Annotated in this window: 11 protein-coding genes; 9 read left to right on the plus strand and 2 right to left on the minus strand. The window is 76.6% G+C overall.

Annotation, left to right across the window (positions count from 1 at the left end; translation table 11 throughout):
* The coding region (locus tag PYV61_RS12215) for an aspartate kinase (RefSeq protein WP_275831846.1) at nt 1-2003 on the plus strand (2003 nt) is incomplete at its 5' end.
* Nucleotides 2004-2091: 88 nt separating this feature from the next.
* On the opposite strand, the gene PYV61_RS12220 is transcribed toward PYV61_RS12215, so the two are convergent.
* Nucleotides 2092-2415 (minus strand): hypothetical protein, encoded by a 324-nt coding sequence (locus tag PYV61_RS12220; RefSeq protein WP_275831848.1) that lies wholly within the window; start codon nt 2413-2415, stop codon nt 2092-2094.
* Between the two features lie 39 nt (nt 2416-2454).
* Here PYV61_RS12220 and thrC point away from each other — a divergent pair, with 39 nt between their 5' ends.
* The 7 genes from thrC to PYV61_RS12255 all read left to right on the plus strand — a co-directional run bounded on the left by thrC (nt 2455) and on the right by PYV61_RS12255 (nt 10289).
* On the plus strand, nt 2455-3771 hold the full coding sequence (thrC, locus tag PYV61_RS12225) for a threonine synthase (RefSeq protein ID WP_275831850.1): 1317 nt from the start codon (nt 2455-2457) through the stop codon (nt 3769-3771).
* A gap of 60 nt (nt 3772-3831) precedes the next feature.
* Nucleotides 3832-4749 carry a homoserine kinase gene (gene thrB / locus PYV61_RS12230; protein WP_275831853.1) on the plus strand — a complete coding sequence of 306 codons (918 nt, stop codon included), beginning with the start codon at nt 3832-3834 and terminating at the stop codon, nt 4747-4749.
* Nucleotides 4746-6218 (plus strand): CoA-acylating methylmalonate-semialdehyde dehydrogenase, encoded by a 1473-nt coding sequence (gene mmsA / locus PYV61_RS12235; protein ID WP_275831855.1) that lies wholly within the window; start codon nt 4746-4748, stop codon nt 6216-6218. Before thrB ends, mmsA begins: the two co-directional genes overlap by 4 nt.
* On the plus strand, nt 6206-7564 hold the full coding sequence (locus PYV61_RS12240; protein ID WP_275831857.1) for an aspartate aminotransferase family protein: 1359 nt from the start codon (nt 6206-6208) through the stop codon (nt 7562-7564). The genes mmsA and PYV61_RS12240 overlap by 13 nt, the downstream gene beginning before the upstream one ends.
* Nucleotides 7565-7721: 157 nt before the next feature.
* The gene (locus tag PYV61_RS12245; protein WP_275831859.1) at nt 7722-8210 is read left to right on the plus strand and encodes an SgcJ/EcaC family oxidoreductase; all 489 of its coding nucleotides are present in this window, start codon (nt 7722-7724) and stop codon (nt 8208-8210) included.
* Nucleotides 8211-8263: 53 nt separating this feature from the next.
* Complete coding sequence (locus PYV61_RS12250; protein ID WP_275831861.1) at nt 8264-9853, plus strand: FAD-dependent oxidoreductase; 1590 nt, start codon at nt 8264-8266, stop codon at nt 9851-9853.
* 16 nt (nt 9854-9869) lie between these two features.
* Nucleotides 9870-10289, plus strand: a complete 420-nt coding sequence (locus tag PYV61_RS12255) for a hypothetical protein (RefSeq protein ID WP_275831863.1) — start codon at nt 9870-9872, stop codon at nt 10287-10289.
* Nucleotides 10290-10298: 9 nt separating this feature from the next.
* Here PYV61_RS12255 and PYV61_RS12260 read toward each other — a convergent pair whose 3' ends face one another.
* Nucleotides 10299-11273 (minus strand): acyl-ACP desaturase, encoded by a 975-nt coding sequence (locus PYV61_RS12260; RefSeq protein ID WP_275831865.1) that lies wholly within the window; start codon nt 11271-11273, stop codon nt 10299-10301.
* Nucleotides 11274-11366: 93 nt separating this feature from the next.
* On the opposite strand from PYV61_RS12260, the gene PYV61_RS12265 reads away from it, so the two are divergent.
* Nucleotides 11367-12107, plus strand: coding sequence for a TSUP family transporter (locus PYV61_RS12265; RefSeq protein ID WP_275831867.1), 741 nt, complete (start codon nt 11367-11369; stop codon nt 12105-12107).
* Nucleotides 12108-12250 lie beyond the last annotated feature (143 nt).

The raw sequence follows: 12250 nt of genomic DNA on the forward strand, positions 1-12250 counted from the left end.
CCGCGCCCGACGCGCCGCGCCGCGTGGCGCCGGTGGCGACGCTCGGCCGCGGCGGCTCCGACCTCACCGCGACGACGCTCGGCCGCGTGCTCGGCGCGCGCGACGTGTTCCTGTGGAAGGACGTGCCGGGGCTGCTCACCGCCGACCCGCGCGTCGTCCCCGACGCGCGCGTGATCCCGGCGCTGCACGCGCGCGAGGCGAGCGAGCTGGCGTTCCACGGCGCGAAGGTGCTGCACCCGCGCGCGCTGGCGGCGCTGCTGGCGCGCGTCGCGCAGCCCGAGCAGGCGCGCGCGGCCGGCGTGCCGGCGGCGCGCGCGCGAGTGACGGTGCGCCCGTTCGCCGACCCGTCGGCCGGCGGCACGACGATCGTGCTCGCCGAGGAGCGCCGCGCCGGCGCCAACGGGACGCCGCGCCACCCGGTGAAGGCGGTGTCGGCGCTGGGCGGGCAGGCGCTGGTGACGGTGCGCGGCACCGGGATGGCGGGGGTCCCCGGCATCGCCGCGCGGGCATTCGCGGCGCTGGAGCGCGCGGGGATCTCGGTCGCGCTCATCTCGCAGGCGTCGAGCGAGCAGTCGATCTGCGTCGGCGTCCCGCAGAGCGCGGCCGCCGCGGTGGAGCCGGCGCTGCGCGAGGCGTTCGCCGTCGAGCTGGCGCGCGGCGAGATCGAGGGGATCGACGTCGAGCCCGAGGTGGCGACGGTGGCGGTCGTCGGCAGCGGGATGGCGGGCGTCCCCGGGATCGCGGCGCGCTTCTTCGGCGCGCTCGCCGACGCGCAGGTGAACGTGGTCGCGATCGCGCAGGGGTCGTCGGAGCTGAACATCTCCGCGGTCGTCGCGGGGGCGGACGCCGCCGCCGCGCAGCGCGCCGCGCACGCGGCGTTCCGCCTCGACCGGCTGGGCGGGGGCGCCGCGCGCGCGCCGCGCGACGCCGACGTGGTGCTGCTGTGCTTCGGCAAGGTGGAGCGCGAGCTGGCGCGCCAGCTCGCCGAGTCGCAGCGCGTGGCGCGCGCCGACGGCGCCGAGGCGGCGGTGGCGCTGGTGGGCGTCGTCGACTCGAAGGGGTGGGTGTTCGACGCGCAGGGGATCGGCCCGCGCCGCCTCTCCGCGCTCTCGAAGGCGAAGGCCGACGGGCAGGGGCTCGGCGCGCAGCCCGGCGGCGCCGAGGGCGCGCCCGACGCGGCGCTGGCGGCGATCGCGGCGCACGCGCTGTCGCGCCCGATCCTCGTGGACGTGACGGCCGGCGACACGTCGGCGCTGCTCACCGCCGCGGTGCAGCACGGGATGGACCTCGTGCTCGCCAACAAGAAGCCGCTGGCCGAGGGGCGCGCGACGGTGGACGCGGCGGCGGCGCGCGGGCGGCGCGTGCTGCACGAGGCGACGGTGGGCGCGGGGCTGCCGGTGATCGACACCGTGCGCAAGCTGCAGGAGAGCGGCGACCGCATCCTGCACATCCAGGGGTGCCCGTCGGGGACGCTCGGCTTCCTGTTCGCGGAGCTGGGGCGCGGGCGCGCGTTCAGCGACGCGCTGCGCGACGCGATGGCGCGCGGCTACACGGAGCCCGACCCGCGCGAGGACCTGTCGGGGCAGGACGTGGCGCGCAAGGCGGTGATCCTGGCGCGGCTCGTCGGCTGGAAGGGGGACATCGGCGACGTCGCGGTCGAGTCGCTGGTGCCGGCGGCGATGGCCGGGCTCCCGCTCGACGCGTTCCTGGCGCGGCTGGAGGCGCTCGACGCCGAGTGGGCCGCGCGCGTGCAGGCCGCCGCCGAGCGCGGGGCGGTGCTGCGCTACCGCGCCGACGTGTCGCCCAAGACGGCGCGCGTGGGGATCGTCGAGGTGGACCGCGCGAGCCCGTTCGCGTCGCTGAGCGGGACCGACAACCAGTTCGTGTTCACGACGCGGCGCTACAAGGAGCGGCCGCTGGTCATCACCGGGCCGGGAGCCGGGCCGGAGGTGACGGCGGCGGGGGTGCTGAACGACGTGCTGGCGCTGGCGGGGGCCCGCTGATCTCCACACGTCCGCCCGCCGGACGCTGCGGGCTGCGGGCTGCGGGTTTCCGGATCCGCAGCCCGCAGCCCGCAGCCCGCCGCGTCCCTCACCCGGAGCGCCGCCGCGCGAGGAGCCACACGACCATCATGAGCAGCGGCGGGATCGTGATCCACGCCAGCCCGGTGGACAGGTCGCCGCCGAAGCTCACGGTGATGGTGCCGTGCTCCTGGTTCCGGATCGCCCACCACTGCGCGATCGCGGGGCGGAGCTGCCAGAGCAGCAGCGCCAGCCAGTAGACGGTCCACGCGAGCAGCAGCGTCCGCACCGAGCGGCGGCGCCCGGCCGGCGTCCCGGGGTCGGGCGCCACGAGCGGCGCGCGTCCCGGCAGCTCCTCCATCCCCCGCGTCCGCGCCCGCGGCTCGCGTTCCATGCGTCCTCCGACGTCGTCGTTCCCGTAGAATACACCGCGATGACCGCCCCGACCCTCCAGCGCTGCGACGCCTGCGGCCACGAGCTTCCCGAGCGCGACGCGCGCACCAGCTGCCCCGCGTGCGGCGGGCTCCTGTCGCTCGTGCACGCCCCCCCGGCGGCGCGCGGCGCCGCGCTGCGCGCCCTGTTCGACGAGCGCCTCGCCGACGCCGCTCCCGCGCACGTGGCCGACGCGGCCGGGGCGGCGCGCGCGTCGGGGGTGTGGCGCTTCCGCGAGCTGATCGCGCCCGGCGTGTCGGACGCCGAGATCGTGAGCCAGCCCGAGGGGAACACGCCGCTCTTCCACCGCCCGTCGGTGGCCGCGTGGGCGGGGGTGGACGCGCTGCTGCTGAAGCACGACGGCTTCAACCCGACCGGCTCGTTCAAGGACCGCGGGATGACGGTCGCGCTGACGCAGGCGCGCCGCGCCGGGGCGCGCGCGGTGGCGTGCGCCTCCACCGGCAACACGTCGGCGGCGCTGGCGGCGTACGCGTCGCTCGCCGGGCTGCCGGGGCTCGTCCTGGTGCCCGGGGCGCAGCAGGTGGCGCTCGGCAAGCTGGCGCAGACGCTCGGCTACGGCGCCCGCACGCTGCTGGTGCGCGGCGACTTCGACGACTGCCTGCGCCTGGTGCGCGAGGGCGCCGAGCGGCTGGGGGTGTACCTGGTCAACTCGATCAACCCGTACCGCATCGAGGGGCAGAAGTCGGTCGCGCTGGAGATCCTGCAGCAGCTGCGCTGGGACGCCCCCGACTGGATCGTGCTGCCGGCGGGGAACCTCGGCAACACGTCGGCGGTGGGCGCGGCGCTGCGCGACGCGGTGCGCCTCGGGCTGATCGACCGCGCGCCGCGCGTCGCCAGCGTGCAGGCGGCGGGCGCCAACCCGTTCGCGCTCGGCTTCCGCGAGGGGTTCGCGTCGCCGCGGCGTGTGAAGGCCGAGACGGTGGCGACGGCGATCAAGATCGGCGACCCGGCGTCGTGGGACCGCGCGGCGTCGGTGATCCGCGAGTTCGGCGGCGTGGTGACGGAGGCCGACGACGCGGCGATCCTCGAGGCGAAGGCGGCGATCGACGCGGCGGGGATCGGCTGCGAGCCGGCCAGCGCGGCGAGCGTGGCCGGCGTGCGGCGGCTGGTGCGCGAGGGGGTGATCCGCCCGGGCGAGCGGGTGGCGGCGATCCTCACCGGGCACGTGCTGAAGGACCCGGGCGTGCTGCTCGACTACCACCGCGCCGGGCGCGACGCGCCGCTGGTCAACGCGCCGGTCGAGATCGACGCGACGCTGGACGGGCTGGCGCGGGCGATCGACGCGGTGGCGAGCTAGGGCTGCGAGCCTGCGCAGCCGCGCAGCACTCACACGATGAACTCCGCGTCCCATCTCCCAATGCGCGCCCACGTCCGCGTCCCCTGCTCCACCTCCAACATCGGCGCCGGCTTCGACTGCGTCGGCATGGCGCTCGACCGGTGGCTGGTCGCCGAGGCGCGGCTGGACGCGGGTGCCGGCGCGGAGCCGCGGCTCGTCCGCCTCGGCGCGCTCGCCGTCCTCGGCGACGCGCCGGCCGGCGACGACCTGCTGGTGCGCGGGTTCGCGCTCGCCTGCGCCGACGCCGGGCGGGCCATGCCGCCGGGGCTGCGCCCCGAGGACACGTCCGAGATCCCCGTCGCGCGCGGCCTCGGCTCGTCGGCCGCGGCGCTGGTCGCCCGCGCGCTGCTCGACGACGCGCTCCTCGGGCTCGGGCTCGGCGCGGCGCGCGTCGCCGAGCTGGGGGCGACCGAGGAGGGGCACCCCGACAACGTCGCGCCGATGCTGTTCGGCGGCGCGGTGCTCGGCCTCCCCGCGGGCGACGGGCGGTGGACCTTCGCGCCGCTGCCGCTGCACGCCGACGTCGCGGCCGTCGTCGCGATCCCGGAGTTCCACACCTCCACGAAGGCGATGCGCGGCGCGCTGCCGCGCGAGCTGCCCGGCGGCACCGCGGTGCGCGCGGGCGACAGGAGCCCGGCGCTGGTGCGCGGCCGCACGACCGGCGACCGCGCGCTGCAGGCGCACGCGCTCGACTACCTGCTGCACGTCCCCTTCCGCCGCGCGCTGATCCCGGGGTACGACGCCGTCGTCGCGGCCGCGACCGCGGCCGGCGCCTGGGGCGCGACGCTGAGCGGCGCCGGCTCGTCGCTGATCGCGCTCGCCCCGCGCGGCCGGGCCCCGGCGGTGGCCGACGCGGTGCGCCCGGGCTGGCGCGCGGCCGGGCTCGCCGCCGAGGTGTGGGTCGCGCCGGTGGCGACCGCGGCGCAGGTTGGGGGATGACCACGATCGCCCCTCCCGACGCCTCTCCCGAGGCCGCGCCGCGTCACGGCACCGTCCGCAACCACGTCGGCGGCGCGTGGGTCGACGGCGGCGCCGAGCTGCTCGACGTGCACGCGCCGGCCACCGGCGCCGTGATCGCGCGCGTCCCGCTGTCGGGCCCCGCCGAGGTCGACGCCGCCGTCCGCGCCGCGCGCGCCGCGCTCCCCGGCTGGGCGGCGACGCCGCTCAAGGAGCGCGTCCAGGTCCTCTTCCGCTACCGCGCGCTGCTCGAGCGCGACGCCGACGCGCTCACCGCGCTGATCGTCGAGGAGCACGGGAAGGTCGAGGTGGAGGCGCGCGCCGAGATCCTGAAGGCGATCGAGCTGACCGAGTTCGCGTGCGCGCTGCCGCAGGTGGCGACCGGCGAGGTGCTCGAGGTGAGCCGCGGCGTCGAGTGCCGCGCCGATCGCCACCCCGTGGGCGTGGTCGCGTCGGTGGCGCCGTTCAACTTCCCGGTGATGGTCCCGCACTGGACCGTCCCCAACGCGCTCGCGCTCGGGAACTGCATGCTCCTGAAGCCGTCGGAGCTCGTGCCGCTGAGCGCGACGCGCATGGCCGCGCTGCTCGCCGAGGCGGGGCTCCCCGCCGGCGTGTTCAACGTCGTGCACGGCGGGCAGGCGGCGGTCGAGGCGCTGTGCGACCACCCGGGGATCGACGCGCTGACGTTCGTCGGCTCGACGCGCGTCGCGACGCTCGTCTACCGGCGCGCGACCGCGGCGCTCAAGCGCGCGCTGGCGCTCGGCGGCGCGAAGAACCACCTCATCGTCATGCCGGACGCCGAGCCGCGGGGGACCGCGGCCAACGTCGCGGCGTCGATGGCGGGGTGCTCGGGGCAGCGGTGCATGGCGGCGTCGGTGATGCTCGCCGTCGCCGACGTCGACCCGATCCTCGAGCGCGTGGTCGAGGAGGCGCGCAGGCTCGTCCCGGGCGACACGCTGGGCCCCGTCATCTCGCGCGAGGCGAAGGCGCGCATCGAACGCCACGTGACCGAGGCCGAGCGGGCGGGCGCGCGCGTGCTGCTCGACGGGCGCGGCGCGACGGCGCCGGGGCGCGAGGGGGGCTACTGGGTCGGGCCGACGGTGCTCGACGGGGTGACGCCCGACATGCGCATCGCGCGGGAGGAGGTGTTCGGCCCCGTGCTCGCCGTCGTGCGCGCGGCCGACCTCGACGCGGCGCTGGCAGTGGAGAACGCGTCGCCGTACGGCAACGCCGCGTCGGTGTTCACGACCAGCGGCGGCGCGGCGCGCGCGGTGATGGAGCGCGCGCAGGCCGGCATGGTCGGCGTCAACGTCGGCGTCCCCGTGCCGCGCGAGCCGTTCGGGTTCGGCGGCTGGGGGGAGTCGGCGTTCGGCGCCGGCGACATCACCGGGAAGGGCTCGATCGAGTTCTGGACGCGGACCAAGAAGACGACCACGCGATGGGGAACCTGACCGACGACGCGATCGTGGCCGACGTGCTGGCCACCGGCGGGCTGGCGATGGACGCGCACTGGATGCCGTTCACCTCCAACCGCGCCTTCAAGAAGGCCCCGCGCGTGCTGGTGGCCGCGGAGGGGATGCACTACACCGCCGCCGACGGCCGCCGCGTCCTCGACGGCACCGCGGGGCTCTGGTGCGTGAACGCGGGGCACTGCCGGGCGCCGATCGTGCGCGCGATCCAGGAGCAGGCGGCGCGGCTCGACTTCGCGCCGGGCTTCCAGATGGCGCACCCGCTCGGCTTCCGGCTCGCCGAGCGGCTGACGACGCTCCTGCCGAAGCCGCTCGACCGGGTGTTCTTCGTCAACTCGGGCTCCGAGGCGGTGGACACGGCGCTGAAGATGGCGCTCGCCTACCACGCCGCGCGCGGCGACACGAAGCGCACGCGCTTCGTCGGCCGGGTACGCGGCTACCACGGCGTCGGCTTCGGCGGGATCAGCGTCGGCGGCATCGAAAACAACCGCCGCGCCTTCGCCGGGCAGCTGCTGCCGCACGTCGACCTGCTGCCGGACACGCACGACCTGTCGCGCAACGCCTTCTCGCGCGGCCTCCCCGCCCACGGCGCCGAGCGCGCCGACGCGCTGGAGGCGATCGTCGCCGAGCGCGGCGCCGACACGATCGCGGCGCTGATCGTCGAGCCGGTGGCCGGGTCCACGGGCGTGCTGCTCCCCCCGGTCGGCTACCTCGAGCGGCTGCGCGCGCTCTGCGACCGGCACGGGATCCTGCTGATCTTCGACGAGGTCATCTCGGGCTTCGGGCGCCTCGGCGCCCCGTTCGCCGCCGACCGCTTCGGCGTGACACCCGACCTGATGACGATCGCCAAGGGGATCACCAACGCCGCGGTGCCGATGGGCGCGGTGTGCGCGAGCCGCGCGGTGCACGATGCGGTGGTCGAGGACGCGCCGCCGGGGATCGAGTTCTTCCACGGCTACACCTACTCCGCGCACCCGCTGGCCTGCGCGGCGGGGCTGGCGACGCTCGACCTCTACGACGCCGAGGGGCTGCTGACGCGCGCGGCGGCGCTTGAGGCGCGGTGGGCCGACGCCGTGCACGCGCTGCGCGGGCTGCCGCACGTGGTCGACGTCCGCGCGCTCGGCCTCGTCGCCGGGATCGAGCTGGCGCCGCGCGACGGGGCGCCGGGGGCGCGGGCGTTCGACGTGTTCGTGGACTGCTTCCGGCGCGGGGCGCTGGTGCGCGTGACCGGGGACATCATCGCGCTGTCGCCGCCGCTGATCATCGACGAGGGGCAGATCGACGAGCTGGTGAACATCCTCGGCGACGCGATCCGGGCGGTGGCGTAGGAACGGACACGGAGGGACACGGAAACCGGGGGAGAGACTCGAGGCTGGAGTCTCTCCCCCGGTTTCCGTGTCCCTCCGTGTCTCAATCGCATCGCCACAGGGCCGCTTCGTCCCATTCCAGTTCCCTCGCGTCCGCGTCGCCGCGAGGATGCGCGCCATGCGACACGCCATCCTCCTCCCCCTGCTCCTCCTCGCCGCGCCGCTCGGGGCGCAGACCGCTGCGCCGCGCGCGGTCGGCGTCTCCGAGGCCGAGCTGCGCGACCTGCTCGTCCTCGCCCGCGCCACCGACGAGCGCTGGAACGCCCGCGACGCCGCGGGGCTGAGCGCGCTCTTCGCCGCCGAGGGGCACAGCCGGATCCTCGGCACGCCGGCGGACCTGCGCGGGCGCGACGCGATCCGCGCCTACTTCGCCACGTCGCTCGGCCGCCTCGCGCCGGGGACGACGCACCGCACCGTCGTCGACGAGGTGCAGCGCGTCGCGCCGGACGTCGTCCTGGTCGAGGGGCGCGTCTGGATCGAGCGCGCCGGCGCCGACTCGGCGCGCACGCCGCTGCGGGCGTTCACGGTCACCAGCGCGGTGGTGCGCGAGGGTGAGGCGTGGCGCGTGCGCTGGAACCGCGCCCGCCCGGTCGACGGCGGGGGGTGACCGCCGGTCGACCCCTGGCGCGCCGGACCCGGCCGTCCTACCGTGGGCGACCTATGCCGCACACCCCCCTGCTCCGCCGCCTGGTCGCCCTCGCGCAGGACGTCGACCGCGCCTCCGGGACCCCCGCCGACGCCCCGCGGGCGATCGACCGCCGCGCCTTCCTCGCCGCCGCGGCGGTCGGGCTGGGGGCCGCCGCCTGCGCCGACCCGCTCACCGGGATCCGGCCGCCCCGCGCGCCGCGCGCCGCGTCGGCGGTGGGCGCGCCGGCGTCGGTGGCCGTCGTCGGCGCCGGGCTGGCGGGGCTCACCTGCGCCGTCCGCCTGCGCGAGGGGGGCGTCGTCGCCGACGTGTACGAGGCGAGCGCGCGGCTCGGCGGCCGGTGCTGGACGCGCCGCGACGGGACCTTCCGCGACGGGCAGCTCACGGAGCACGGCGGGGAGCTGATCGACCAGTCGCACGTCGCCATCCGGCAGCTCGCGCAGGAGCTCGGGCTCCCGCTCGACAACGTGCTGGCCGCGGAGCCCAACGGCACCGAGGCGCTCTACTGGTTCGACGGCGCGCCGTACACCTACGAGGAGGCGACGCGCGACCTCAAGGCGGTGTGGCAGCCGCTCAAGCGCGACTACGTCGAGGCCGGGTACCCCACGTCGTACGCGCGCTCGACGCCGCGCGGGCGCGCGCTCGACGCCATGTCGGTCGCCGCGTGGATCGAGCAGACCGTCCCCGGCGGGCGCGCGTCGCGCCTCGGGCAGCTGCTGGAGGTCGCGTACGTCATCGAGTACGGCGCCGAAGCGACCGAGCAGAGCGCGCTCAACCTGATCTACCTGCTCGGCGGCGTCGGGCAGGGGCAGCTGCGCGTGTTCGGCCCGTCGAACGAGAAGTACAAGGTGCGCGGCGGGAACGACCTGCTGGTGACGCGGCTCGCCGAGCGGCTGCCGCAGGGCGTGCGCACCGGCAAGGCGCTGGTCGGCATCCGCCGCAACCTCGCGCGGTGGGAGCTGCGCTTCGCCGACGGCACGGCGCAGCTGTACGACCGCGTCGTGCTCGCGCTCCCGTTCAGCATCCTGCGCACGGTCGACCGCGCGGGCGCCGGCTTCCCGGCGGTGAAGGAGCGCGCCATCACCGAGCTGGGGATGGGCGCCAACTCGAAGCTCGCGGTGCAGTTCGAGACGCGCCGCTGGCACGCGCTCGGGTGCAACGGCGACACGACGTCCGACCGCGGCTACCAGCAGACGTGGGAGGCGACGCGCGCGCAGCCGGGGACGCGCGGCATCCTCGTCGACTACACCGGCGGGCAGGCCTCCCTCGCGCAGAGCGGGAAGCCGACGCAGACGCTGGCGCAGCAGTTCCTCGCGCAGGTCGCCCCGGTGCTCCCCGGGCTGCAGCCGACGCCGGGGCCCGGCGGCGTGCGCGCGGCGTTCGACGACTGGCCCGCCTACCCGTGGACGAAGGGGTCGTACTCGTACTTCCGGGTCGGGCAGTACACGGCGTTCGGCGGCGCCGAGGCGGAGGCGGTGGACGGCTGCCACTTCGCCGGCGAGCACACGTCGGTCGACGCGCAGGGGTACCTCGAGGGCGCGGTCGAGTCGGGGGAGCGCGCCGCGGCCGAGGTGCTGGCCGGGGTCGCGGCGCGGAAGGGCTGACGCGGGGCGCCGCGCCGTGCCCGCGAGCTACCGCATCCTCGCCGACGCGCGCCTCGTGCACAGCGGGGCGAGCGGCGCGCTGACGGGCGGCGAGATGATCGCGCACGCCGCGGCGCTGGCGGCCGACCCGGCGTTCGCGCCCGACTACGCGCAGCTCACCGACTTCCGCGCGGCGACGCGCTTCGAGACGACGCCCGCCGAGATCCGACGCCTGGCCGAGCTGAACCCGTTCGACCGCACGGCGCGCCGGGTCGGGCTGGTCGGCTCCGCGGTCGCGTTCGGGCTGCTGCGGATGTACCAGATCCTCAGCGAGACCGAGGACTCGGGCACCCTCGTGACGCGCGACGAGGCCGAGGCGTGGCGCTTCCTCGGCCTCGCGCCCGGCGTCCTGGACTCGGCGGCGCGGGCCGCCTGGTCGTCGTCGGACGCCGGCTGACCGGCCGGCTCAGGCCATCGAGAACTCCTTCCCGAACGCCACGGCGAACGAGAAGGACTTGGCGCGGCTGCGCGCCTCCATCGCGTCGGCGACGCGCTCGAGGCGGGCCGGGATGCCGAGGATCTTCTCCTGCGCCCGCTTCCCCATCTCGTCGAGCCCCTCGACCTTGTCGATGGCCCAGTAGCGGATCTGCTCCTCGACGATCTTGAGGTAGTCGCGCGGGCCGTAGATCCCGGCGCGGCGGATCACGTCGGCCATCTCGCGGAAGTGCGGCATGCTCACGCCCGGCATGTCGATCGACGGCATGACCTCGGCGGCCGACACCAGCGCGCGGCTCGGGTCGCGCTGCAGCACCTCCTTGAAGATCGCGCGGTAGAACGTGTAGTGCCGCGCCTCCTCCTTGGCGACGTTGGCGAGCACCTCGCCGATCGTCGGCTCGTACGCGCTGGCCAGCTTGCCGGTGTTGGCGTGGCTGACCTGCGTCGCGCGCTCCTGCAGCGTCGTGTAGACGAAGACGCGGTACGGGTCCTTGTCCCACGCGGGCTCGAAGCCGGCCTTGAGGTACTCGAACTGCATGCGCTCGAGCACCGGGTTGTCGAGCACGCGGCTGTCGCGCGCGTAGTCGTGCAGCACCGCGCCGTGCCGGTCCTCCTCCGCCGTCCAGAGGTTCGTCCACTTCGTCCAGAAGCTGTCGCTGCCGAGGTACGCGGCGAGCAGCCGGTGGAAGTGCGGGAGCCCCTCCTCGGTCAGGAGGTTCAGCGCGAGGGCGACGCGCATCGGGAGGGTGATCCCCTGCGCGCGCTTCCGCAGCTCGCCGACGTAGTGGTCGGGATCGGTGTCGGGCGGCGGCGCCAGCAGCTCGCTCGGGAACCAGAGGATGCGCTTGGCCTCGTGCGTCTCCATCAGCTGGTGCACGACCTCCTCGAGATCGGCCAGCACCTCCACCTTGGCGAGCGTCTCCGCCGCCGGTCCGGTCGTCGTCATAGGGCGGGAATGTGTACGGGTGCCCCCGCGGGCGTCCAGCGGCACGGAGCCGGCCGCCGCGCCGGGCCCGCCCATCCGGACATATTCCGGGCCATGACCGCGTCCGCCCTCGCCCTCCTGTTCGCGGTCGCCGTGGCCTCGGGCGCCACCGCCTCCGTCGTCGGCTTCGGGATCGGCAGCCTGCTGACGCCGCTGCTGGCCGCGCACCTCGGGATGGCGGTCGCGGTGGCCGCGGTGGCGCTGCCGCACGCGCTCGCCACCGCGCTGCGCGCCTGGCGCCTGCGCGACGCGGTCGACGGCGCGGTGCTGCGCCGCCTCGGCGTGCTGAGCGCGGTCGGCGCGCTGCTCGGCGCCCTCGGCTACGCGCGCGCCGGGGGACGGGCACTGACGCTGGCGCTGGGCGCGCTGCTCCTGCTCACCGCCGCCGCCACGCTCGGCGGGCTGGCGCGCCGGTGGCGCCCGCACGGGCTGGCCATCTGGGGGCTCGGACTGCTGTCGGGGGCGTTCGGCGGGCTGGCCGGGAACCAGGGCGGGCTGCGCGCCGCCGCCCTCGGCGCCTTCGACCTCGCGCCGCGCGCCTTCGTGGCCACCGCCACCGCCACCGGGCTGCTGGTGGACGCGGCGCGCACGCCCGTGTACCTGTGGCGCGCCGGCGCCGCGCTCCTCCCGCACGCCGCGCCGATCGCGGTCGCGTCGGTCGGGGTGCTGGTCGGCACCGTGCTCGGCGAGCGCGTCCTGCTCGGGCTCCCGCGCGAGCGCTTCCGCGTGGTGGTCGGCGTCGCGGTCGGGCTGCTCGGCGCGTGGCTGCTGTGGCAGGGGGCGGGCGGCGCCTGACCTCGGCGCCCCGGCGCGCGCGCATGGGTCCGCGCACCCTGGCGCGCCCGCGGGCCGCCGTGCTACGTCCGGGCATGCGCCGTCGCGTCCCCGCCCTCGCCGCCGCCCTCCAAGTCGGATCGTAGCCATGTCGTTCTGTGAGC

This window comes from Roseisolibacter sp. H3M3-2 (assembly GCF_029211165.1).
Taxonomy (GTDB): domain Bacteria; phylum Gemmatimonadota; class Gemmatimonadetes; order Gemmatimonadales; family Gemmatimonadaceae; genus Roseisolibacter.

Excerpts from the sequence above, each read along its gene's own strand:
- PYV61_RS12250 (WP_275831861.1), top strand. The coding sequence starts at position 8,264 with ATGCCGCACACCCCCCTGCTCCGCCGCCTGGTCGCCCTCGCGCAGGAC.
- PYV61_RS12220 (WP_275831848.1), bottom strand. The coding sequence starts at position 2,415 with ATGGAACGCGAGCCGCGGGCGCGGACGCGGGGGATGGAGGAGCTGCCG.
- mmsA (WP_275831855.1), top strand. The coding sequence starts at position 4,746 with ATGACCACGATCGCCCCTCCCGACGCCTCTCCCGAGGCCGCGCCGCGT.
- thrB (WP_275831853.1), top strand. The coding sequence starts at position 3,832 with ATGCGCGCCCACGTCCGCGTCCCCTGCTCCACCTCCAACATCGGCGCC.
- PYV61_RS12245 (WP_275831859.1), top strand. The coding sequence starts at position 7,722 with ATGCGACACGCCATCCTCCTCCCCCTGCTCCTCCTCGCCGCGCCGCTC.
- thrC (WP_275831850.1), top strand. The coding sequence starts at position 2,455 with ATGACCGCCCCGACCCTCCAGCGCTGCGACGCCTGCGGCCACGAGCTT.
- PYV61_RS12265 (WP_275831867.1), top strand. The coding sequence starts at position 11,367 with ATGACCGCGTCCGCCCTCGCCCTCCTGTTCGCGGTCGCCGTGGCCTCG.
- PYV61_RS12240 (WP_275831857.1), top strand. The coding sequence starts at position 6,206 with ATGGGGAACCTGACCGACGACGCGATCGTGGCCGACGTGCTGGCCACC.
- PYV61_RS12260 (WP_275831865.1), bottom strand. The coding sequence starts at position 11,273 with ATGACGACGACCGGACCGGCGGCGGAGACGCTCGCCAAGGTGGAGGTG.